This is a genomic window from Nitrosomonas communis (assembly GCF_900114745.1).
Taxonomy (GTDB): domain Bacteria; phylum Pseudomonadota; class Gammaproteobacteria; order Burkholderiales; family Nitrosomonadaceae; genus Nitrosomonas; species Nitrosomonas communis_A.
Genome location: NZ_FOUB01000036.1, coordinates 1 through 20,600, shown reverse-complemented (window position 1 = coordinate 20,600; position 20,600 = coordinate 1). Strand labels below are relative to the sequence as shown.

Annotated in this window: 22 protein-coding genes and 2 tRNA genes; 8 read left to right on the top strand and 16 right to left on the bottom strand. The window is 42.0% G+C overall.

Annotated features, from left to right (window positions below):
- From ftsL to mraZ, 3 genes are read right to left on the bottom strand one after another with little or no spacing between them, the layout of a single operon-like run.
- A complete protein-coding gene (gene ftsL / locus BM122_RS13125) occupies positions 1-297 on the bottom strand; it encodes a cell division protein FtsL (protein WP_074905969.1) in 297 nt (98 codons plus the stop codon).
- Positions 298-301: 4 nt separating this feature from the next.
- Positions 302-1,246: a 16S rRNA (cytosine(1402)-N(4))-methyltransferase RsmH gene (rsmH, locus tag BM122_RS13120; protein ID WP_083398494.1), complete on the bottom strand. Its 945-nt coding sequence runs from the start codon at positions 1,244-1,246 to the stop codon at positions 302-304.
- 15 nt (positions 1,247-1,261) lie between these two features.
- Complete coding sequence (gene mraZ / locus BM122_RS13115; RefSeq protein ID WP_074905967.1) at positions 1,262-1,708, bottom strand: division/cell wall cluster transcriptional repressor MraZ; 447 nt, start codon at positions 1,706-1,708, stop codon at positions 1,262-1,264.
- A gap of 302 nt (positions 1,709-2,010) precedes the next feature.
- Between mraZ and BM122_RS13110 the strand changes: the two genes are divergently transcribed.
- Positions 2,011-2,658 (top strand): DNA-3-methyladenine glycosylase family protein, encoded by a 648-nt coding sequence (locus BM122_RS13110; RefSeq protein ID WP_074905966.1) that lies wholly within the window; start codon positions 2,011-2,013, stop codon positions 2,656-2,658.
- Between the two features lie 49 nt (positions 2,659-2,707).
- Here BM122_RS13110 and BM122_RS13105 read toward each other — a convergent pair whose 3' ends face one another.
- Both BM122_RS13105 and BM122_RS13100 read right to left on the bottom strand, forming a co-directional pair.
- Positions 2,708-3,685: an ABC transporter permease gene (locus BM122_RS13105; protein ID WP_074905965.1), complete on the bottom strand. Its 978-nt coding sequence runs from the start codon at positions 3,683-3,685 to the stop codon at positions 2,708-2,710.
- Between the two features lie 23 nt (positions 3,686-3,708).
- Positions 3,709-5,880 (bottom strand): ABC transporter substrate-binding protein, encoded by a 2,172-nt coding sequence (locus BM122_RS13100; RefSeq protein ID WP_074905964.1) that lies wholly within the window; start codon positions 5,878-5,880, stop codon positions 3,709-3,711.
- A gap of 282 nt (positions 5,881-6,162) precedes the next feature.
- Here BM122_RS13100 and BM122_RS13095 point away from each other — a divergent pair, with 282 nt between their 5' ends.
- On the top strand, positions 6,163-6,948 hold the full coding sequence (locus tag BM122_RS13095; RefSeq protein WP_074905963.1) for an enoyl-ACP reductase FabI: 786 nt from the start codon (positions 6,163-6,165) through the stop codon (positions 6,946-6,948).
- A 15-nt stretch (positions 6,949-6,963) separates the two neighbouring features.
- Here the strand turns inward: BM122_RS13095 and BM122_RS13090 are convergent, their stop codons facing one another.
- From BM122_RS13090 to BM122_RS13050, 9 genes are all read right to left on the bottom strand, one after another.
- Complete coding sequence (locus tag BM122_RS13090; RefSeq protein ID WP_074905962.1) at positions 6,964-8,844, bottom strand: SurA N-terminal domain-containing protein; 1,881 nt, start codon at positions 8,842-8,844, stop codon at positions 6,964-6,966.
- Positions 8,845-8,929: 85 nt separating this feature from the next.
- Positions 8,930-9,006 (bottom strand) — tRNA-Asp (locus tag BM122_RS13085).
- A gap of 33 nt (positions 9,007-9,039) precedes the next feature.
- Positions 9,040-9,115: transfer RNA gene (locus BM122_RS13080), tRNA-Val, on the bottom strand.
- Positions 9,116-9,135: 20 nt separating this feature from the next.
- Positions 9,136-9,408, bottom strand: a complete 273-nt coding sequence (locus BM122_RS13075) for an HU family DNA-binding protein (RefSeq protein ID WP_074905961.1) — start codon at positions 9,406-9,408, stop codon at positions 9,136-9,138.
- A 277-nt stretch (positions 9,409-9,685) separates the two neighbouring features.
- Entirely contained in the window at positions 9,686-10,675 is a 990-nt protein-coding gene (locus tag BM122_RS13070) for an NAD(P)H-dependent glycerol-3-phosphate dehydrogenase (RefSeq protein ID WP_074905960.1), read from the bottom strand.
- Positions 10,672-11,133, bottom strand: a complete 462-nt coding sequence (locus BM122_RS13065; RefSeq protein WP_083398493.1) for an SH3 domain-containing protein — start codon at positions 11,131-11,133, stop codon at positions 10,672-10,674. The genes BM122_RS13070 and BM122_RS13065 overlap by 4 nt, the downstream gene beginning before the upstream one ends.
- 12 nt (positions 11,134-11,145) lie before the next feature.
- A complete protein-coding gene (gene secB, locus BM122_RS13060; RefSeq protein WP_074905959.1) occupies positions 11,146-11,622 on the bottom strand; it encodes a protein-export chaperone SecB in 477 nt (158 codons plus the stop codon).
- 62 nt (positions 11,623-11,684) lie between these two features.
- Positions 11,685-11,942 (bottom strand): glutaredoxin 3, encoded by a 258-nt coding sequence (grxC, locus tag BM122_RS13055; RefSeq protein WP_074905958.1) that lies wholly within the window; start codon positions 11,940-11,942, stop codon positions 11,685-11,687.
- Between the two features lie 16 nt (positions 11,943-11,958).
- Entirely contained in the window at positions 11,959-12,375 is a 417-nt protein-coding gene (locus BM122_RS13050; RefSeq protein WP_074905957.1) for a rhodanese-like domain-containing protein, read from the bottom strand.
- Between the two features lie 375 nt (positions 12,376-12,750).
- Between BM122_RS13050 and gpmA the strand changes: the two genes are divergently transcribed.
- The 4 genes from gpmA (at position 12,751) to BM122_RS13030 (ending at position 17,094) form a co-directional block, all read left to right on the top strand.
- Entirely contained in the window at positions 12,751-13,500 is a 750-nt protein-coding gene (gene gpmA / locus BM122_RS13045; RefSeq protein ID WP_074905956.1) for a 2,3-diphosphoglycerate-dependent phosphoglycerate mutase, read from the top strand.
- A 62-nt stretch (positions 13,501-13,562) separates the two neighbouring features.
- On the top strand, positions 13,563-14,795 hold the full coding sequence (locus tag BM122_RS13040) for a murein hydrolase activator EnvC family protein (RefSeq protein ID WP_074905955.1): 1,233 nt from the start codon (positions 13,563-13,565) through the stop codon (positions 14,793-14,795).
- Between the two features lie 46 nt (positions 14,796-14,841).
- The gene (locus BM122_RS13035; RefSeq protein WP_074905954.1) at positions 14,842-16,275 is read left to right on the top strand and encodes a S41 family peptidase; all 1,434 of its coding nucleotides are present in this window, start codon (positions 14,842-14,844) and stop codon (positions 16,273-16,275) included.
- Positions 16,276-16,317: 42 nt separating this feature from the next.
- Positions 16,318-17,094 carry a HesA/MoeB/ThiF family protein gene (locus BM122_RS13030; protein ID WP_074905953.1) on the top strand — a complete coding sequence of 259 codons (777 nt, stop codon included), beginning with the start codon at positions 16,318-16,320 and terminating at the stop codon, positions 17,092-17,094.
- Positions 17,095-17,132: 38 nt separating this feature from the next.
- Here BM122_RS13030 and BM122_RS13025 read toward each other — a convergent pair whose 3' ends face one another.
- A complete protein-coding gene (locus BM122_RS13025) occupies positions 17,133-18,896 on the bottom strand; it encodes an ABC transporter transmembrane domain-containing protein (RefSeq protein WP_074905952.1) in 1,764 nt (587 codons plus the stop codon).
- A gap of 167 nt (positions 18,897-19,063) precedes the next feature.
- The gene (locus tag BM122_RS13020; protein WP_074905951.1) at positions 19,064-19,447 is read right to left on the bottom strand and encodes a VOC family protein; all 384 of its coding nucleotides are present in this window, start codon (positions 19,445-19,447) and stop codon (positions 19,064-19,066) included.
- Between the two features lie 256 nt (positions 19,448-19,703).
- Between BM122_RS13020 and BM122_RS13015 the strand changes: the two genes are divergently transcribed.
- Together BM122_RS13015 and BM122_RS13010 are read left to right on the top strand one after the other, a co-directional pair.
- Complete coding sequence (locus BM122_RS13015; RefSeq protein ID WP_083398492.1) at positions 19,704-20,147, top strand: nuclease-related domain-containing protein; 444 nt, start codon at positions 19,704-19,706, stop codon at positions 20,145-20,147.
- 67 nt (positions 20,148-20,214) lie between these two features.
- Positions 20,215-20,600, top strand: a 386-nt coding sequence (locus tag BM122_RS13010) for an IS5 family transposase (RefSeq protein ID WP_143083438.1), incomplete at its 3' end; no start/stop codon positions are given.

The following is a 20,600-nucleotide window of genomic DNA, read 5'->3' as shown; positions in this document are numbered from 1 at the left end:
TCAAGGAAACTCCTTATAGGGCCGGTTTGAGACATGGTCAGGCAAAATAATCCGAATACTTAGAGGTGCTGGTACAACCATGTCAAGCTTCCCTCTGGCAATTTTTTCAACATGCCCATGCATCGCCCATGTCCTCTGCTCAAGTAGTAGTTGATTCCATTCTATTGCCAATTGATCAGCCAACTCCTGTTCTTTCTCTAACAATATAAAAAGTTTACGTGCCTCATGCTGCGAGGTAACAATGCCTAGTCCACAAATAATAAGAATCACAGCCAGATAAATATTCAATTTAATCATATAATTACTCATTAATTATGATTCTTTCTGCCACACGCATGATCGCGCTTCTTGCGCGTGGATTAACCGCTACTTCCCGTGCACCCGGCCGCTGTACCTTGCCTACCAATCGCAACCGCTGTTTACTCAACTCTTTTACTTCTCTATCACGCAAAGGAAGTTTATGCGGCAGCCTGTCTGAGCTCGCTTCTGTGCGCATAAAACGTTTTACTATGCGATCCTCAAGCGAATGAAAACTGATGACAACCAATCGCCCACCAAGGTTTAATAAATCCACACATTGCGGCAAAGTTAACAACAATTCTTCAAGTTCTTGATTAAGGTATATGCGTATCGCCTGAAAAGTGCGTGTCGCTGGATGGTGCTTACTTTCCCGCTGATACCCACGCGCGCGCGCCACCGCTGCTACAATCTCGGCAAGTTGAATCGTGGTAGAAATAGGATGCCGTACTCGTGCCATAACAATTGCTCTTGCAATCTGCTTAGCATTCCGTTCCTCACCATAGTTTCTAATTACCTCTTCTAATTGTGACTCCGTAACAGAATTAAGCCACTCTGCCGCTGTTTCTCCACAGCTAGTATCCATCCGCATGTCAAGCGGTCCTTCTAAGCGAAAGCTAAATCCACGTGCACTTTCGTCCAGCTGAGACGAAGACACTCCGAGATCTAGCAGCACGCCGTCTACGCGCTCCACTTTTAATGCGAGCAATTCATTTTGTATCTTGACGTAACTGCAGTGCCTTATACTGAATCGCTTATCATCAATCATTTTTGCCGCTTTGATCGCAGCCAAATCTTTATCAAATGCAATCAATCGTCCTTTTTTACCCAATTTGGATAAAATCAAACGACTATGTCCACCATACCCAAATGTGCCATCTACATAAACTCCATCTGTTTTGATTGCTAACGCATCGATAGCTTCATTTAGCAGAACGGGTAAATGCACAGCAATACCCCAGCATTACAATGAGAACCCTTCCAGCTCGGGGGGCATATTCCCATCTTTATATACAAGCGCTGCCTCAATTTCTTGATTCCACTTTTCAGCATCCCACAACTCGAATTTCTCACCTTGACCAACTAATACTATATCTTTGACTAAACTGGCAAACTGACGTAAGGGCGTCACTACCAGTATCCGCCCTGCACCGTCCATTTCAACATCACATGCGTTACCTACAATAAGACGTTGCAAGCTACGACTTTGTGGATTGAAGCTAGAGAGACTATTCAGTTTTTTTTCTATGGGTTCCCAGGAAGGCTGGGGGTAAATCAGCAAGCATCTTGAAGGATCAGCAGTAATCACTAAATTTCCGGCACAGCTGGATAATAATTCTTCTCGGTACTTCGCAGGCACCGCAAACCTGCCCTTACTATCCAAGCAAAGTTGTGTAATACCGCGAAACATGCCGCTCCTTTATTTTTTATTGGAAGCTCAAGCTTTATTCTAAATATTCCCCACTCTTCCCCACTTTCTACCACCTTTTGCCACTCTAATCAAAAAAATGAGGGTAGTCAAGTAGAAAAATATGGACTTTTTACTTTTGTGACAAAGACTTAAAAGGAACAAGCAAGGCCTTAAAAATAAACAAAATTACTTTAATTTTGAGAATAAATTGCCGATAAATATCGAGTGCTTATCATGTAAAATAAATTTCCAATTAAGTAATTAGCAAATGGTTTTTAGTTACAAAATATAGATGGCGAAAGATGGTTTTACTTAAAGAAAAACAACGTAATGCTCCTGCATTTTGGGAACAAGCGAGGGATGATTTAGCAAAACGAGATCCCGTCATGCGACGACTCGTAAGCCAATTTAACGATTCCGCACTCTATTCGCGTGGGGATGCTTTTACTACGCTGGTTCGCGCTATAATTGGCCAGCAAATTTCAGTCAAAGCTGCAACAAGCGTATGGCAAAAACTAGCTACCGCTTTCTCTAATAACATTACACCTGAAAATCTGTATAGCATCGATACCGCCATAATACGAGCATGCGGTCTATCTTCCAGAAAAATAAGTTATCTGCAAGATTTATCGGAGCGATTCTTAAAGGATGGATACGACGAAATAGTTTGGCAGAAAATGAATGATGAGGCTCTGATTGCTCACCTCATCCAGATAAAGGGTATTGGTCGCTGGACTGCAGAAATGTTTCTGATCTTTTACATGCAGCGACCAGATGTCCTTCCCTTAGCCGACATTGGATTGCAACGAGCCGTAAGCATTCACTATAATGGCAATCAACCAATAGAGAAAAATAGATTACAAACCATTGCTACAAACTGGCGGCCTTGGCGTTCGGTAGCTACCTGGTATCTATGGCGCAGTCTTGATCCTATACCCATTGATTATTAGGCAAATAATATCGCAAAAAATGTAGACATAAACATAAATTCATTCTGCATCATTCCAGCCTGATCCTTGGATCTACCAGAGTATAGGATATATCAGTCAAGATCAGACCTACGATATAGAGCAAAGAACCTAGAAACACCATGGCACGAACCACGGCAAAATCCTGAGAATTGATTGCCTCGATAGTATAGCTTCCCAAGCCTGGTATACCAAAAAACGACTCAGTAATCAGACTACCAAGAAACAATAATGGGATGATTACCACTGCACCTGTAAGAATTGGAATCAGAGCATTTTTGAGTACATGCCTAAATAATACAATTGTTTCTGGCAAACCTTTGGCGCGTGCGGTCCGAACATACTCCTTATTCATTTCTTCCAGAAAAATTGTGCGATACCACCGTATATTCGCTCCAGCACTACTTATTACCCCGATGATAATGGGTAATAGCAAAAACCTCCCTACATCCAGTCCACTACCATAGCCAGAAATAGGCACTAAATGCCACAACTTACTCACAAGAAATTGGCCGCCAATAATATAAAACAAACTTGAAATCGACATGAGCGCCACACACATTACGACACCCCAGAAATCTATATAAGTCATGCGAAAAAAAACCATAATCAGCGCAAAAGTAATATGAGCTAGCAACCCCAATAAAAATATTGGAAGCGCAATAGCCAGACTCGGCAACATCCGTGATTTGATTTCATGCCCAATAACGCGCCCATCATCAGCATGACCAAAATCAAATACAAACATTGCGATTGATTTTTCAAAGAATATGGTGCTAGTCAATTTTGCAAGACCCTCAGCCTCGGGGTTATACAGCAAAGGTTTATCATAACCGTGTTCTAGTTTCCACTTTATGATTGCCTCATCCGTCACATGCTTGACCCCTAGATGCATCCGTGCCATATCATCAGGCGTATTAATTACAAAAAACAAGGTGAAAGTGATGAGATTAACCCCCACTAAAATCGGGATTGCATAGAGAATGCGTCTAAGAATGTAATTAAGCATAGCAACTTAAGAATTTTTCCAGTTTATGCAGCTGCTTTCCTGAGCCCGACAGCTCGTTGTCTGCGGCGATAGGCAATTATTCCAGGAATAAGGGATAAGAGCAGCACAGTTACGCCTACCCCAACTGGCCATATCACTGGCTCATTCCATTCGCGCCGCTTTTGCTCCCGTAAAACAGAATCAATACGCGAATATTTAATGTTGTTATAAGACAATTTATTGGGTTTCACATTGTTGTACCAGGAATGATACAGGGCATAATCTTTCGGGTGATACCCCCACAACCAGGGCGCATCCTCGCGCAAGATCTCAACCATGCGAGCGATGATTTGCTCTCGCTTTGGACTATCCTCCATCTTTTCCATCCGCTCGAACAACCGGTTATACTCGGCATTATCATAATTAGCAGCATTATTTCCGCTATTACTGCCCACCTTACGCTGAGGACCATACAGTAAAAACAGAAAGTTTTCTGGATCAGCGTAATCTGCATTCCAACCCCACTCAAAAATTTGGGAGTTACCCTTTCGTATTTTATCCTGAAAACGATTATAGTCAGTGCTGCGAACGACTAGCTGGATATTGATTTTTCTGAACTGCTTGCGCATCCAGTCAAGCAGCGATTTGTCATCGGCACTACGCGCTGTCACATCAAAATACAATACAAGTGGCGTGCCACTCTTATTATCTATTCCATTAGGGTAGCCAGCTTCCGCCAACAACCTGTTTGCTTCTTCAATAGATCTGCGGTGCGCCTTTCCATCTTGCCATTTATAGACAATCGGATTAATCCCCTCCTTGCCTTCTCGATAGCCCGTAATTCCAGGTGGAATAGGACTCTGCGCAGGAATACCTCGACCATTGGCAAATATCGAGATATATTCTTCATAATCCACTGCAATTGAAATTGCTTGCCGTAATTTACGGGCAGACTCCTTTTCTTGTTCAGTACGACCTCCCACAATCGGATCAAGCATATTGAATCCGATATAATAAGTAGAAGGCGCCACAGCTGTCTCCAATCGTATTCCTTGTGCTTTCATTGCTTCAGTAACTGTTGCCTCGCCTTGCCCAGTCACTTGTACAGCTTGATCAAAACTATCAGAACCGATTCCTGAAGCATCATAATATCCCTGCAGAAATTTGTTCCAACGCGGAATACTCTCCTTCTCACGACTAAATATAATCTTGTCTATAAATGGAAGCGGTTTACTGGCATCTTTCAGTAATCCCTTTTCCATATCATCAGGCATACCCTCAGAAGGATAAAACTCCCCTTTAAAATTTGGATTTCTTTCCAGAACCATGATTCGATTAGGATCATTCTCTGTAAGCATATAAGGTCCAGTCCCTATGGGATACCAATCTAGGGTAACATTTTTTTTTGTGAGCCCTGCTTGGGCGTAAAAGCGATCAGCCTCCCAAGGAATGGGTGAAAAAAATGGCATTGCCAACCAATACATGAATTGAGGATATTTACCTTTTATTTTAATACGAAAAGTATAGTCATCCACCCTCTCAACGCCTGCTAATGGAAAATTGCGTAAATCAAGGTACACATTGTTAGGAGCAGCACCAGCCTCCTTCCCCAATGTATCGGCATATTCCCTCAGGCCAACGATATAATTTGCCATTAGACCAAATATAGGTGAATGCAATTTTGGATGTGCCAGCCGCTTGATTTGATAAATATAATCTTCCGATAATAATTTCCTTGTATTTTTTTGAGTAAAATCAGCAAGCTTGGAAACTTTTTGCAAATCCTCTCGTGTCAGATCATGATAGAGAAATTCTCCCTGATCATCCTTAGCAAATGCTGGATGAGGTTGATAAAAAATATCTTGCTTAAGAGAAAGCTCATACACGGAATATGCAACATTGGTACTCTCACTATCAGCTGACAAAAGATTCCCGTCTTCGTCAAAATATTGCACGATCGGCATTCTGTCCACTGTCTGTGGGATAAGCGTATAGGGACGTTTCAAATAATGGTACTGCAAAGGAGGCTGATATATCTGAGCAGTAAATAATATTTCATTAGAACTATATGATTGAACGGGGTCAAGATGTTTAGGGCGCTCAGCAAATGCATTGTAAAGAATATTTTTACCTGAATCATTGCTTGGATAGGGGTTATTCCATATAGCCCCGTTGCAGGCTGTCAGAAACAAAATCAAAACAATAAGTGGGCTCATCCTGAGGAATTCTTTTAAAAAAACCAAGAGCTGGAATGAGACAAACATTCAAATTATCTCGCTGTAAATGGAATTGAATTCAGCATAAATATATTATAAAGATGGGTTAATGTATCCATATTATTTAGCTTATATTTCATACTCTTTTAGTGTGGAGAATAAGATGAAGAGAAAGAGAATCACCAATCAATATCTTGCAGTAACTTCATTGTTTTTGCACTACTCCTCTTTATTATAATCCTTAGGTTATAATTTCAGATTCAACCAGTAGAAGGACATATTATGGGTTTTCTAGACAATAAACGTATCCTCATCACCGGGCTACTCAGTAATCGATCTATTGCTTATGGTATAGCCAAAGCCATGAAGCGTGAAGGCGCACAACTAGCCTTTACTTTCCAAGGAGAAGATATAAGGGATCGCGTTGCAAAACTGATTAGTGATTTTGACAGCCATTTATTGTTTCGTTGCGATGTCAGAAATGATGAAGAAATTAACCAATGCTTTACAGATTTGAGCAAAGAGTGGGATGGGTTGGATGGTATTGTACATTCTATCGCATTTGCGCCACGCGAAGCATTAGCAGGTGATTATCTTGAAAGCGTTAATCGCGAGGCATTTAATATTGCCCATGAAGTCAGCTCTTATAGCTTTGCAGCATTAGCAAAAGCTGGCTTGCCATTGATGGAGGGAAGAAATGCTACACTTTTGACGCTCAGTTATCTAGGTGCTGTTCGCGTCATGCCAAGTTACAATGTAATGGGTCTCGCTAAAGCCAGTCTGGAGGCAAATGTACGTTTCATGGCTTCCAGCCTAGGCAAGAAAGGGATACGCGTAAATGCGATCTCGGCCGGACCAATTAAAACACTCGCTGCGGCCGGCATAAGCAATTTTGGCAAACTGCTTGGATATGCTGAGAAAGTTGCGCCATTACGAAGAAATGTGACCACTGAGGAAGTTGGCAATGCTGCTGCTTTCCTTTGTAGTGACTTAGCCAGTGGCATTACAGGCGAAATTACTTATGTTGATGCCGGTTTCAATACAATTGCTTTTGATCTTGATGAATAATAACCATTTAAATTATTAATAGCTTTCTTCGCGGATTTTTACATCGTATCGCTGCCTGAGGCCAAGCTGATACGATGATAACTCTTCCTGAACAATCATTTGTTTTAGCTGATTACTAAAAACTTGGTATTGGTCTTTATCCAAAGAAGCCGGCTCAATAATCCGATTGATACGGATCAGGCTAAAACTTCCATCTGATCCTGTTACCCCTGTATAAGTGGGTAATTTATCATTTTCTGTCTGGGAAATAGCACGCAAAGTCTCTACCTCCAATCCTTGGGGTTGCATATAGGATATCTCTTTAGTATCGCCCCATGCAACTGAAACGTCTTCGCCAGCCTGTAATTGAGCCAGCTTGGTCCTGCCTTCTTGCTCAGCCAGTTCAGCGGCGAGCTGTTTCTTAACACGATCAATGACGTCATCTCTGACCACATCTAATGATTGAATGGCAGCTGATTTGTGCTCCAATACCCTGGCAGAAACAAAAGTATCAGGCATGACTTCTATCGCTTCTGTATTGCGTTTCTCGTTAATAGCATCATCTGAAAAAATTGCCTGCAGCAGTTTTTCGTTAGTAACGATGGCGGGCTCCTTCGATTTTTTATCGATCCACTCACTTTGCTTTATTGATAAACCAAATCTTTCCGCGGCTGGTTGCAAACTATCACTTTGCTCGTACACTATATTACTGAAATCTTCTGCAATTTCACCAAAATGGCTTGCAGCCTTCTGACGTTTCAGAGTTTGCTCAATCTCGTCTCTTACCTCTTCCAAAGACGCTGTTTGTGCCGGTTTTATTTCAGAAAGTTTAATGATATGAAAACCAAAAGTCGTTTCAACGGGACCACGAATTTCATTGGGCTGCATTTGAAAGAGCTCATCTTCAAAATCCTTGACTAATAAGCCCCGTCCTAAGAACCCTAAATCCCCTCCTACTTTTGCTGAGCCTTGATCTTCCGAATGCTCGCTCGCCAGTTCAGCAAATTTCTCTGGTTCAGCTTTTAATTGCGCCAGCAAATTCTCCGCTTTCTCACGTGCTGCAGCCTTTTCATCGTCAGAAGCTGTTGCAGGAGCAGCAATCAAAATATGACTGGCTTGTCGCTGTTCTTCTTGACCGAACTCGCTTTGATGTTCATCAAAATATTTTTTGATTTCATCTGCCGCAACTTCTTCATCCTGAGCCAATTCTTCTAAAGACAACACCAAATATTCAATGCGCACACGCTCGGGCAGAAGAAAATCTGTTTGATGATTATCATAGTAAGACTGTATTGCCGCTTCATCCGGGTTAATCTGCGATATAAAATGTTGCGGCTCAATTTTAACTTGATTTATTTCACGCTTCACTTCGCTTAAGTAAGCCACATTCCGTGTTACAGTATCTGGAATTATGGCACTTTTGCTAACCGCTTCCAGTAATTGCTGCTGCATAATCTCAGCTACCATCCGTGACTCAAACAGTGCTGGACTCATTTCCTGGCGACGCAAAAGCTCCTGGTAACGCTGATATGAAAATTTTTGATCCTCGTGGAAAGCTGAAATATTCTGAATCTCGCGTGCTAATTGTGAATCCAAAACGGTTAATCCGACATTAACCGCTTCGCGCTTTAGTAATTTTTTCTGAATCAGACTTTCTAAAACTGCCAAGCGCATCTGAGGATTATCAAGCAGAGTGCTGTCAAATTTATCCCCTAACATATTACGCATGCTCTCATGTTGATTCCTAAGGGCTTGTTCAAATTCTTTTCGCGGAATCTCTTCACTTTCAACAACTGCGACATAGCTCTCTTGACTATCCGTACGATATGACTGCACGCCCCAAAACATAAACGGCAAAATCGCTAACAACAGGATAACCTGAACAATCGTCTTTTTTCGATGAACAAAATCAAACACAGTTAAAATCCAGTGAAATAAAAAATGAGAAGAAAGGCTGCATTAATACGCTATTGCTATTTAATGCTCGCCCTTAATAATGAGTTGGCGGAGTGGACGGGACTCGAACCCGCGACCCCCGGCGTGACAGGCCGGTATTCTAACCAACTGAACTACCACTCCTAACATAAAATAATCTAATTCTTGCTCGCTGATTGGTGGGTGCTGACGGGATCGAACCGCCGACATTCGCCTTGTAAGGGCGACGCTCTACCAGCTGAGCTAAGCACCCCACCTTGCGTAAGGAAGCGATTAGTTTACCGCATCTTTGAGCGCTTTACCAGCAGTGAATTTGGGCACTTTGACTTCTTTGATTTCTATGACTTCTCCAGTACGGGGATTGCGACCAGCACGTGCTGCTCTTTTTCCTACTCTAAAGGTTCCAAAACCAACCAAGGTGACGCTTTCATTCTTTTTAAGCGCATCTTTAATCGCTGATAACGCGCCATTCAATGCATCTCCTGCACATGCTTTAGAAATTCCAGCAGAATCTGCAATGGCATCGATAAGATCAGATTTGTTCATTTAATTCCCCTTTTTGCGTTATTGGGTTATTGATACTTAAATCACAAACAGAAAATCCTGCAGATGCCCTTATATCAAGCCATCTGCGCCTGGTCAAGTTATTGCCTTAAAATTTCTTTTTTTGGATACTTTATCCAAAAATAGAGAGATTATTTTTTTAAAGACACTACAGAAGACCCAGAGGAGCTAAAACCAGTAAAATCACATTTAAAAATAACGATAATTCCGCCAGAATTTAAATTTTACTCAACGCTTGATAGGAATATCATCAGCGCTATCAATCAAACTCGGTTTTCGGCTCACGCTCGAGGATTTTCTTAACTACTATTTCAGCAGGCACTTCATCATAAATAATATTACATACCCCTTGTGTCACGGGCATCTCAATCTTAAAATACCGACTCATTCGCTCCGCCTCTCGTGCAGTATGCACTCCTTCTGCTACATGTCCAATTCTTTGCAAAATATCAGGTAGCAATTGACCAGCCGCTAGCATCATTCCTACTCGGCGGTTACGCGACATATCGCCTGTACAAGTTAAAATCAGATCACCAATTCCAGCTAACCCCATAAATGTTTCTCTGCAGCCACCCAATGCCACGCCCAGACGTGTAATTTCTGCCAAACCACGTGTTATCAATGCAGCTCGTGCATTATTGCCTAGTTTTAATCCATCAGAAATACCAGTAGCTATCGCAATAACATTTTTTATTGCGCCACCCGTTTCTACACCAATCACATCGTTACTTGAATAAATACGTAAGCAAGCGGTGTGGATTGCCTTAATAATATACCTAAAAAACTTACTGTCATCTGATGCCAAAGTTAGTGCGGTAGGTAATCCCTGCGCTACTTCTTGTGCGAAGCTTGGACCTGATAAAATTCCACAGGGCGCTGTCTTAGAATAGACCTCCTGCACTATTTGATGGGGTAGCAATGATGATTGCGTCTCAAACCCTTTACACCCAAGAATGATTGGTAGTGTTTTATCTATTGCGCTAATTTTTTGCAATAACTCACGCAATCCGGCGACAGGAACAGCAATCAAAACAAACTCAGCATTTTTGACAGCAAGATCCAGTTCTGAGGTTAATTTCAAAGAATCAGGCAAAAATAAATCAGGAAGATAGCGTTGATTAACTCGTAGCGCCACAAGTTCAGTCAATTGATTCTGATCTCTTGTCCACAATGTGACTTGATGATTTGCAGAAAAATTGATGGCCAGTGCTGTACCCCAAGCACCTGCTCCCAATATGGCAATTTTCATGAACCCCAGACCTGATTAGATCTAATATAACCGCTCTGGCCATCACGATGGCGTACTTTAACCCAGCCGGCAACGTCGGAGTTTAACCATTCTATGACCACATTTTTTTGAACCTGAAAAAGTAGGAGTGAATGAACATCTGGTGATTGATATACATTGGCTAATGGAACGGTCACAATAATAAAACGCTTATCACTTAAATATTTTCTCTCTATCCACGCAACTGCATCGCTACTATCACTTACTTTTACCCATCCCTCAACTTTCGCTATCACTTTTAATGGCAAATGAATGCTGACTACATATAATTTTTCAGCATTCAGCGAAGGGGCGTCATACATTATGACTGCATTCTCTGAGACAGAAAAAAATTCTGTTTCTGCAGCCACACCCCAACACGAAAAAAAAAGCGAGAAAAACAGAAAGAAACTTTCGATTAAGTCTCTTCTTTGTAGCAAGTGAACCCCCTATTAATGGACGCTTTCTGTTTCAGGTGATTGTTGAGCTTTCTCAGTTTTTGATTCAGTCTGCTGCTTTTTCTGATGATAAATGACTTCAAAATTAACTGGATTAAGGATGACTGGAGGGAATCCTGCGCGCACCACAGTATCCGATACAGTTTCACGCAAATAAGGAAATAAAATATTTGGACATACGATCCCCAGCACAGGATCAATATCATTTCCAGGCACGTTACGTATCCGAAAGATTCCAGCCTGGTGAGCTTCAATCAGAAATACAGTTTTTTCCTTAATCCGTGAAGTAACAGTAATTGTCAGCATAACTTCATATATATCCCCCTCGATACATCCGCCTTGTGTACTTAACTGCATGTTAATTTCAGGCACTTCCCGATCAAGAAAAATATGCGGTGCATTTGGTATTTCAAGAGAAAGATCCTTGACATAAATTTTCTCAATAGTAAATACAGGCTGTTGCTCACTCATGTTAAATTCCAATTAGAATAATTGATAATAAAGATTATTAAGCGACAGAACATCACTAAAAATCAGGTTGATAACAGCTTTATGACTCCACCTTGCTGATCAAGCCGCGCAAGATCATCATACCCCCCTATATGGGTCTCTCCAATATAGATTTGAGGTACGGTACGCCGCCCAGTTTTTTTGATCATTTCAGTACGTTGATTGGGGTGCAAATCAACTCTGATTTTATCTATTTCCTCCACACCTCTGGATCGCAACAACTTCTCCGCCATCGTACAATAAGGACAAAAACCCGATACATACATGATCACTTTTGCCATATTCTTTTTTACCTATTTAGCGATCTTTTACTATTGGAAGATTTTCTCGGCGCCATGTATCAATACCACCGTTAAGATTGTAAACTTTTTTGAAACCATTTTTACGTAAAACTGCACCAGCATGACCTGCACGTAAGCCAGGTTGGAATATCACAACAATAGGTTTATCCTTGAACTTCTCCAGTTCATGCCAGCGCTCCTTTATGCTCTCGACAGAAATATGCTTAGAATTTGGAGGATGACCTTCAGCATATTCACGATCATCCCTCACATCGAGTATTACTGCATTTTCGTAATTAATAAACCTGATTGCTTTCTGAACATCTATTTCTTTAGCAGAATTCCGTGAAAGCATTGGCCATAACAACATTCCACCACTCATAACAGCAGCAACAATGAAAAAAATATTTTCCTGTAAAAAAGTTGATTCCATATAAGTAAATACCCGTTCCAGTTCTTTGAGTTTTTATTAACCTTTTATTTTAGCAAAGTATTCATGAATCTCCATCTCTAGAAAACAAGAGAGAGACAATAATAACAAAATAGCGTCATAAGTTATCATGAAGAAACAGATAACCCACAGCGTGTCTTACACAATTTTAGCTTCCACATTTTATTAAAACTTAACTAAATAGATCGCTGCTTAAGCAGAAATGCACTTTTTATAGCTAGGCAACAAAAAAACAACGAAGATCACTGCAATATGCTGCGTTCTTTGTCAAAATATAATAAAATTCTAGAGTCTCAACCGTTTTTATAAACTCACTCCGCTTTTATCAACTATTAGCTTCTTCTTTTGAAGGTCAACATGAAAAAACTCGTTCTCCTGCGGCATGGAGAAAGCATTTGGAATAAGGAAAATCGTTTTACTGGCTGGACAGATGTAGATTTAACACCAACAGGACAGGAAGAAGCCAAATCTGCTGGTCAGCTTTTACGAGAGAGTGGATTTACCTTTGATGTTGCTTATACCTCAGTGCTAAAGCGTGCCATTCGCACACTTTGGATCACGCTCGACCAAATGGATCAGATGTGGGTTCCAATTAATCTTAGCTGGCGACTGAATGAGCGGCATTACGGCGCATTACAAGGATTGAACAAAGCGGAAACAGCTGCTCATTATGGCGAAAAACAAGTCTTACTATGGCGACGCGGTTATGATATTCAACCTCCAACCCTTACAATTGATGATAAGCGCTACCCGGGTTTTGATGTTCGCTATAGCAATATGTCCAAGCAGGATATTCCTCTGACTGAGAGCCTCAAAGATACAGTCACTAGATTTTTACCTTATTGGATTCAAACGATTGCGCCACAAGTCAGCGCAGGACAACAGGCAATTATCGTAGCGCATGGCAATTCCTTGCGCGCACTCATTAAATATCTTGATAATATTTCAGATCAGGATATTCTTAACTATAACATACCTACTGGTATTCCTCTGGTTTATGAGCTCGACGATAATTTAAAACCCTTGCGTAATTACTATCTCGGCAACTTATCTGAAATTGAAAAAGCCATGTCAGATGTAGCAAACCAGGCCAAAGCGAATGCTTAATCTAACCTATCCGGAAAATGACGCGCCCATAAACCTTGTGCATGATATATCTGAAATAAATCATGTATTCCAATGGAAATGATACACTGCGCAAAATCATAACGTTTTTTTTAGCTCTCATATGTGCAGGTCAGCTTTATGCCAATCCCCCAGCCAGTAAAGACTTAAAACAGTTACAAAATCGCATTAAAGCTTTACAAAAAGATCTGGCAAGCAAAGAAACATCTAAAACTGAAGCAGCAGATGCCTTACGCGAATCAGAACGCACTATTAGCAAAACTAATAGAATATTAGTCACGCTTGCTCAACAATTGAGCGCCGCTAATATTAGTCTTGATCAATTATTGGAGCAATCTAAACAAATTCAAAGTGAAATTAAAATGCAGCAAGAGCAGCTTGGTAAGATGCTTTACTATCAATACATAAATGGACAGCAAGATTACATGCAATTACTGCTCAAACAGCAAGATCCCAATCAAATAGCTCGCAATCTTCATTATTATGGATACCTCAAGCGAGCACGCTCCGAAAATATTAATACCTTACGCGCCCAGCTTGAACAATTAGATATATTAACTCGCGAGAGTCACACAAAAAGAGAAGAAATTGTAAAAATTCAATCTGAGCAAATTAAAAAAAAGCAACAACTTGAACAAGAAAAGATGAAGCGCGAAGAAATTCTTGCAAATCTTTCTGAAGAAATTAGCCAGCAACAGCGAGAAATTAACAAACTTAAAAGCGATGAGCAGCGGCTGTCTAAGCTAGTAAAAGAAATCAATAAACTGCTTAGTCAAAAAAAACCTACACCTCAAAAATCTACCCCCCCTGCTACAAATAAATCTTCTCAACCATCACTTCATAATAATTTGCTTCCGGATTCTACCGCAAGCGGGCGTTCATTTGAATCACTCAAAGGCCAACTACGATTACCGGTACGAGGGGAACTTGTCAATCGTTTTGACAGTCCACGGCAGGAGGGAGGAATTAAATGGAAAGGATTATTTATTCGCTCCCAAAATGGTAAGGAAGTAAAAGCAATAGCAAGCGGACAAGTTGTATTTGCCGATTGGTTGCGTGGATTTGGGAACCTTATGATTTTAGATCATGGCAACAATTATATGAGTCTTTATGGCTACAATGAAGCCATCTACAAACGTGTTGGCGATCGAGTTCGAAGTGGCGATACGATAGCTACAGTAGGAAACAGCGGTGGCCACCGTGAATCAGGTTTATACTTTGAATTGCGACACCAGGGTAAACCATTTGATCCATTGACTTGGATGATAATAGAATGAAATTTATGGTAAAAATAGTAAAGTTGATAGGCGCGGAGAATACGTGATGCATAATTTTATTAAAAAACTCAGTTTAATCCTCTTTGGAGTTGCTGCTGGAGTGATGATCAGTCTCAACTTTTCCGCTGTTGCTGATAAAGCACTCAAAGCGGAATTGCCTCCTCTCCCAATCGAAGAGTTACGAGCCTTTACCCAGGTGTTTGGTCGCATTAAAAGCGACTATGTCGAACCTGTTGATGATAAGAAACTTATTACTGAAGCCATCAACGGCATGCTGGTTGGTTTGGATCCACACTCTGCCTATTTGGATAGCGAAGAATATAAAGAATTGCAAATCGGCACACAAGGTGAATTTGGTGGACTCGGTATCCAAGTTACTATGGAAGATGGTTTGGTTAAAGTCATTTCACCTATTGAGGACACGCCAGCATTTCGGGCTGGTATCAAAACAGGGGATTTGATTATCAAACTGGATGATACTGCAGTAAAAGGGATGACCCTTAATGAGGCCATCAAGCGCATGCGAGGTAAACCTGACACTTCGATTATGCTCACTATCGCTCGGGAAGGCGAAAGTGAGCCGCTGGAATTCACATTGATGCGTGCTATTATCAAAATCGAAAGTGTCAAAGCAAAATTAATTGAACCTGGCTATGGCTATTTACGCGTCACGCAGTTCCAGGAGCATACAGGTGAAAATTTGGCCCAGGCAATTGAAAAGTTGTTTAAGGAAAGCAAAATTCCAATGAAAGGGCTGGTACTTGATTTAAGAAACGACCCCGGCGGATTACTCAACAGTGCTGTAGCAGTGTCAGCAGCGTTTCTTCCAGCTAATGCACTCATTGTCTATACAGAGGGGCGTACAAGTGATGCAAAAATGCGGCTCATGGCTAGTCCTGAATATTATCTGCGTGGACCAGGTAAAGATTTTATAGCAGGATTACCCTCGGAAATTAAAACAGTACCCATGGTTACATTAGTAAACGGGGGCTCAGCTTCCGCCTCTGAAATTGTTGCAGGTGCGCTACAAGATCACAAGCGCTCCATCGTCATGGGCACCCAAACATTTGGCAAAGGCTCAGTGCAAACTATTCTTCCCCTTGGCAACAATACTGCTATCAAATTGACTACAGCCCGTTACTACACACCTAATGGTCAGTCCATTCAGGCCAAAGGCATCACACCGGATATTATCGATGAAACGGATGACGCCTCCCGGCAACTGCGTGAATCAGATCTTAGCCGGCATCTGCGTAGTAACAAAGTGGATGAAATCTTAAAAATTGATGCTGTAGACTCACAAAAAGCTAATGAATCGGATGATAAGCCCAAAAGCAAAAAATCTAGCTCCAAGAAAAAGACTCCTCTAGAGTTTGGTTCTAATGATGATTTGCTGCTCACCAAAGCCATTAAGCATCTGAAAGAAGTTGATACCGATGCAAAAAGAAAATCTACAAAAACAGCGAAAAAAAGCAGCTGATTCCTTAGCAATGCAATAGCTGAAAAGTGAGGCGGGAGGATTGTGGATGACAGTCAGCTATTGCGTTATAGCCGCCATATTTTACTGCCCCAAATTGATGTAAGGGGGCAAGAAAAGCTAACGCAATCATGCATACTGATCGTTGGGGCAGGGGGACTGGGTTCCCCCGCTGCGCTTTACCTTGCTGCTAGTGGTATCGGGAAAATCGTTATTTGTGACAAAGATAATGTCGACTTAACTAATTTGCAAAGGCAAATCATCCACAATACCGACGCGATTGGTGAACCTAAAACAATTTCTGCTCGAAGAACGCTTCATCATATCAATCCAGAAGTCGAAATTATGACTTTGCAAGAGCAGGTAACAGAAGAAATGCTGGTGCATCTGCTTTCTTCCGCTGATGCAGTAGTCGATGCCAGCGATAATTTTGCCACTCGTCATGCCATCAATCAGGCTTGTATTATTCAAAAAAAACCTCTGATCTCAGGGGCCGTTGTGCGCTTTGATGGACAGGTCTCTGTATTTGATCTGCGTTCTGCCGATAATCCCTGCTACCATTGTCTTTTCCCCCTTTCTGGCGAAGATAATGATCCCAATTGCGCTGTGATGGGGGTATTTGCACCTTTAGCCGGGATCATCGGCTGTACTCAAGCAGCTGAAACGATCAAAGTCCTGCTGGGCATTGGCGAAACACTCAACGGACGTTTACTTTTACTTGATGGGCTGACAATGAAATGGCGAACCATCAACTTAAAAAAAGATCCTACCTGCGAAGCTTGTAGTTCCAGCTCAGCAAAGATTAGCAACGACGGTAGATAAACAAACTCCAGCTTACTGTGCCATCCCGCCTTATTCATTCATTGAGCCTCAAACTGCAGCGCTGCCAATCGTGCATAAAGCTCGCTGGTTGCCATTAATTCTGCGTGCGTACCTAACGCTTCTAAACGTCCATGATTAAGCACTGCGATCCTATCCGCTGATTTGACCGTACTCAAGCGATGCGCAATCGCTATCGTAGTACGGTGTGCCATCAACTGAGATAGCGCTTGCTGCACCCAATATTCACTTTCTGCATCCAATGCACTGGTGGCTTCATCCAACAACAAAATCGCTGCATTAGCCAAAATGGCGCGAGCAATCGCAATTCGCTGTTTCTGCCCGCCTGATAATCCTAAACCTGCGTCACCCAGATGCGTTTGATAACCTTGCGGCAGGTTAACGATAAACTCATGTGCGTAGGCTGCCTTGGCAGCCATTTCTACTTCTGCATCCGTTGCATCCTGCCGGGCATAACGAAGATTATCACTGATGGTGCCATAAAATAAGATCGGGTTTTGTGACACTAATGCAAAACAAGCTCGTAAGGCGGTAATTTCCAACTGCCGGATATCGATCCCTTCCAGCTTTATGTAACCGGATTGCGGATCATAAAAACGTAATAGCAAATCAAACAAGGTGGATTTTCCGGCACCTGATGGCCCGACTAGCGCCAGCATCTCGCCTGCTTTAATAGTCAATGACAATTTATTGAGGGCAAGCACATCAGGGCGCAAGGGATAAGCAAAGCACAATTGCTCTATTTCGATATGACCGGACACATTCAGCAAGGATTTGGGATGAGCAGGCGATACGATCTGGCTTGGGGCAGATAATAACTCTACAGTACGCTCAGCGGCACCCGCAGCACGTTGCAGTTCTCCCAAAACTTCCGAAATCGAACCCACCGCAGAACCTACGATAACACTGTAAAAAACAAATGCTGCCAATTCACCTCCGCTAATCTGCCCTGCAATCACATCCATACCCCCAACCCAAAGAACCAGACCTACTGCGCCAAACACCAGAATGATCACTACGGTGATTAACAAAGCGCGTTGAATAGTTCGTTGCTTGGCTATTGCAAAAGCATCCTCCACATGTCCATGAAAGTTAATCTTATCAATCTCCTGATGGTTATAAGCTTGCACCGTTTTTATCTGTCCCAAAATCTCGCCGATATAAGCACCCACTGCTGCAATCCGGTCCTGGCTCTGACGGGACAGACGCCGCACTCTGCGCCCAAACACTAAAATAGGCGCCACCACCAATGGCACGCTGACCAACACCAGTACTGTCAACTTGGCATTGGTTATAAATAACCAGATAGCCCCTCCCAGCAGCATCACCAGATTACGCAAAGCAACTGAAACAGATGAACCAACGACGGTTTGCAGTAAGGCCATATCTGCAGTCAAGCGCGATTGAATTTCGAGACTGCGGTTATTTTCAAAAAAACCAGGGTGCAGATTGATTAAATGATCGAATACCTTGCAGCGGATATCCGCCACCACACGCTCACCCAGCCAGGTCACCCAGTAAAAGCGAGTAAAGGTGCCTATAGCCAACGCGATAATCAGCAATATGAAAATAAGCATATACTGCGTCAGCAACTCAACCGATTGGGTAGCCAGGCCACGATCGATCAGCAAACGGATGCCCTGACCAATGGAAAGCATGATCGTGGCCGTAAACAACAGCGCCGCCAGGCTGAAAGCAACTTGCCTTTTGTAGGGCACAACAAACGCTACCACCATTCCGGCCTTCTGCCAGCGATCATAGATGACACGCAACATGTTAATCATTTAAAAATTCTTGGTAACACAAAAATGTTGGTTATGGCACCGAATTAAATCTTATGCAAATTTGAAAAAAACTGGATAGAGCGAGGCAGATACAGGAGAAAACACCCAGGGCGCTACCTGCGCTTGCTCACTCTTGAGCTGTCGCGATGATCTTGGATGAATGTAGATTATTGTGGAGGCATTTCATAATCTGTCGTAAGCAGCTCCAGCAGATGTCCATTCGGATCACGAAAATAAACTCCGCGCCCTCCATAATTATGATTGATCATCATATTCTCTGCCTCAGCAGGGCCACTGCCATATTTAAGCTTCTCTGCCTGCAAGCGCGCAAAGATTTCGTCAAATTCCTGCTCGGAAACTTTAAATGCATAATGGTGCGGTTCAAATTTTTCCCTGCTATCAAAATCCAGAGATAGCGTATCGTTCACCCGCACTACGATAAAGTGAGAAAATTTACCCAAATATTCAAAACCAAATAGTCGGCAATAAAGCTCTGCGGACGCTTGCTTATCAAAGCACGGCACAATCGTATGATTAAGCGTAATGGTCATAATTAACTCCTTTTGCAAGAGATTTAACCTGAAAATCTTCAAGATTGGAATTTCTATTTTAGAATATCATCATTATGAATGAACAGCGAAAGAAGCCGTTCATTAATACTTGGACAGTAATATTCAATTATTGGTAGTTAAGAAAATAATTTTCATTCATCAATTAAACCTCCTTGGACGCTAACAAGCTATCTGTGATTTCCTTAAATAAAAAATGACCACATTAATTCCTAGTTACTCAACCTGCGTTTCCCGTATGACTGCCGGTGAAAGACGTTTCGCTCAACGCCTAGAAGCAAAACTGGAGGATGATTATTTATGTTGGTATGATGTACCTGTCGGTCAATCGCTGAGATATCCGGATTTTATCGTGCTGCATCCTAAGCGTGGTTTGCTGATTCTGGAAGTCAAGGACTGGAATTTGGCTACCATCCAATCCATTAACAAAGTGAATGTTGCATTGCTTACCCTCAATGGCGTGAAACATAAATCCAATCCACTTGAACAAGCTCGCCAATATGCTCATGCAGTAACCGATATACTTCAAAGGGATCCTCAACTTGTTTTCAGCAGTGGTCGGATGCAGGGTCAGCTACTTTTCCCTTGGACATATGGGATAGTGTTTCCCAATATCAGCCGAAAACAATTTGACAGCACTGATTTAGGTGAAGTCTTAGGGTCTGTTGACGTTTTAAGATAAGTATTTCATAGATAGAAACAAACTCGTAATATTGGGGTTCCTACATCACCAACAAAACGAGTTTGAGATGCCCCGAATGATGCTCAATGATGAGTACTGGTCGAAGCTGGAGAAGATTCTGCTTCAAGAATCGATTTATAACAAGCGCAATCTGCGCATGACGGTAGAAGGAATACTGTATCGAATGCGGGTTGGCTGTCCGTGGCGCGATCTGCCCAGGGTGTTCGGCTGCTGGAATTCTATCTATAAAAGATTCAATGCCTGGTCATTGAGCAGGAAATGGCTCAATATTTTCAAAGCATTGGCTGTTGATCCGGATTGGGAATGGAGATTTATGGATGGCAGTTATGTTAAAGCGCATCAACATAGTGCGGGAGCAGCGAGTCAAGAATCGCAGGCTATCGGGAAAAGCCGTGCAGGCAATACCACCAAGATCCATTTAGCGATCGATGG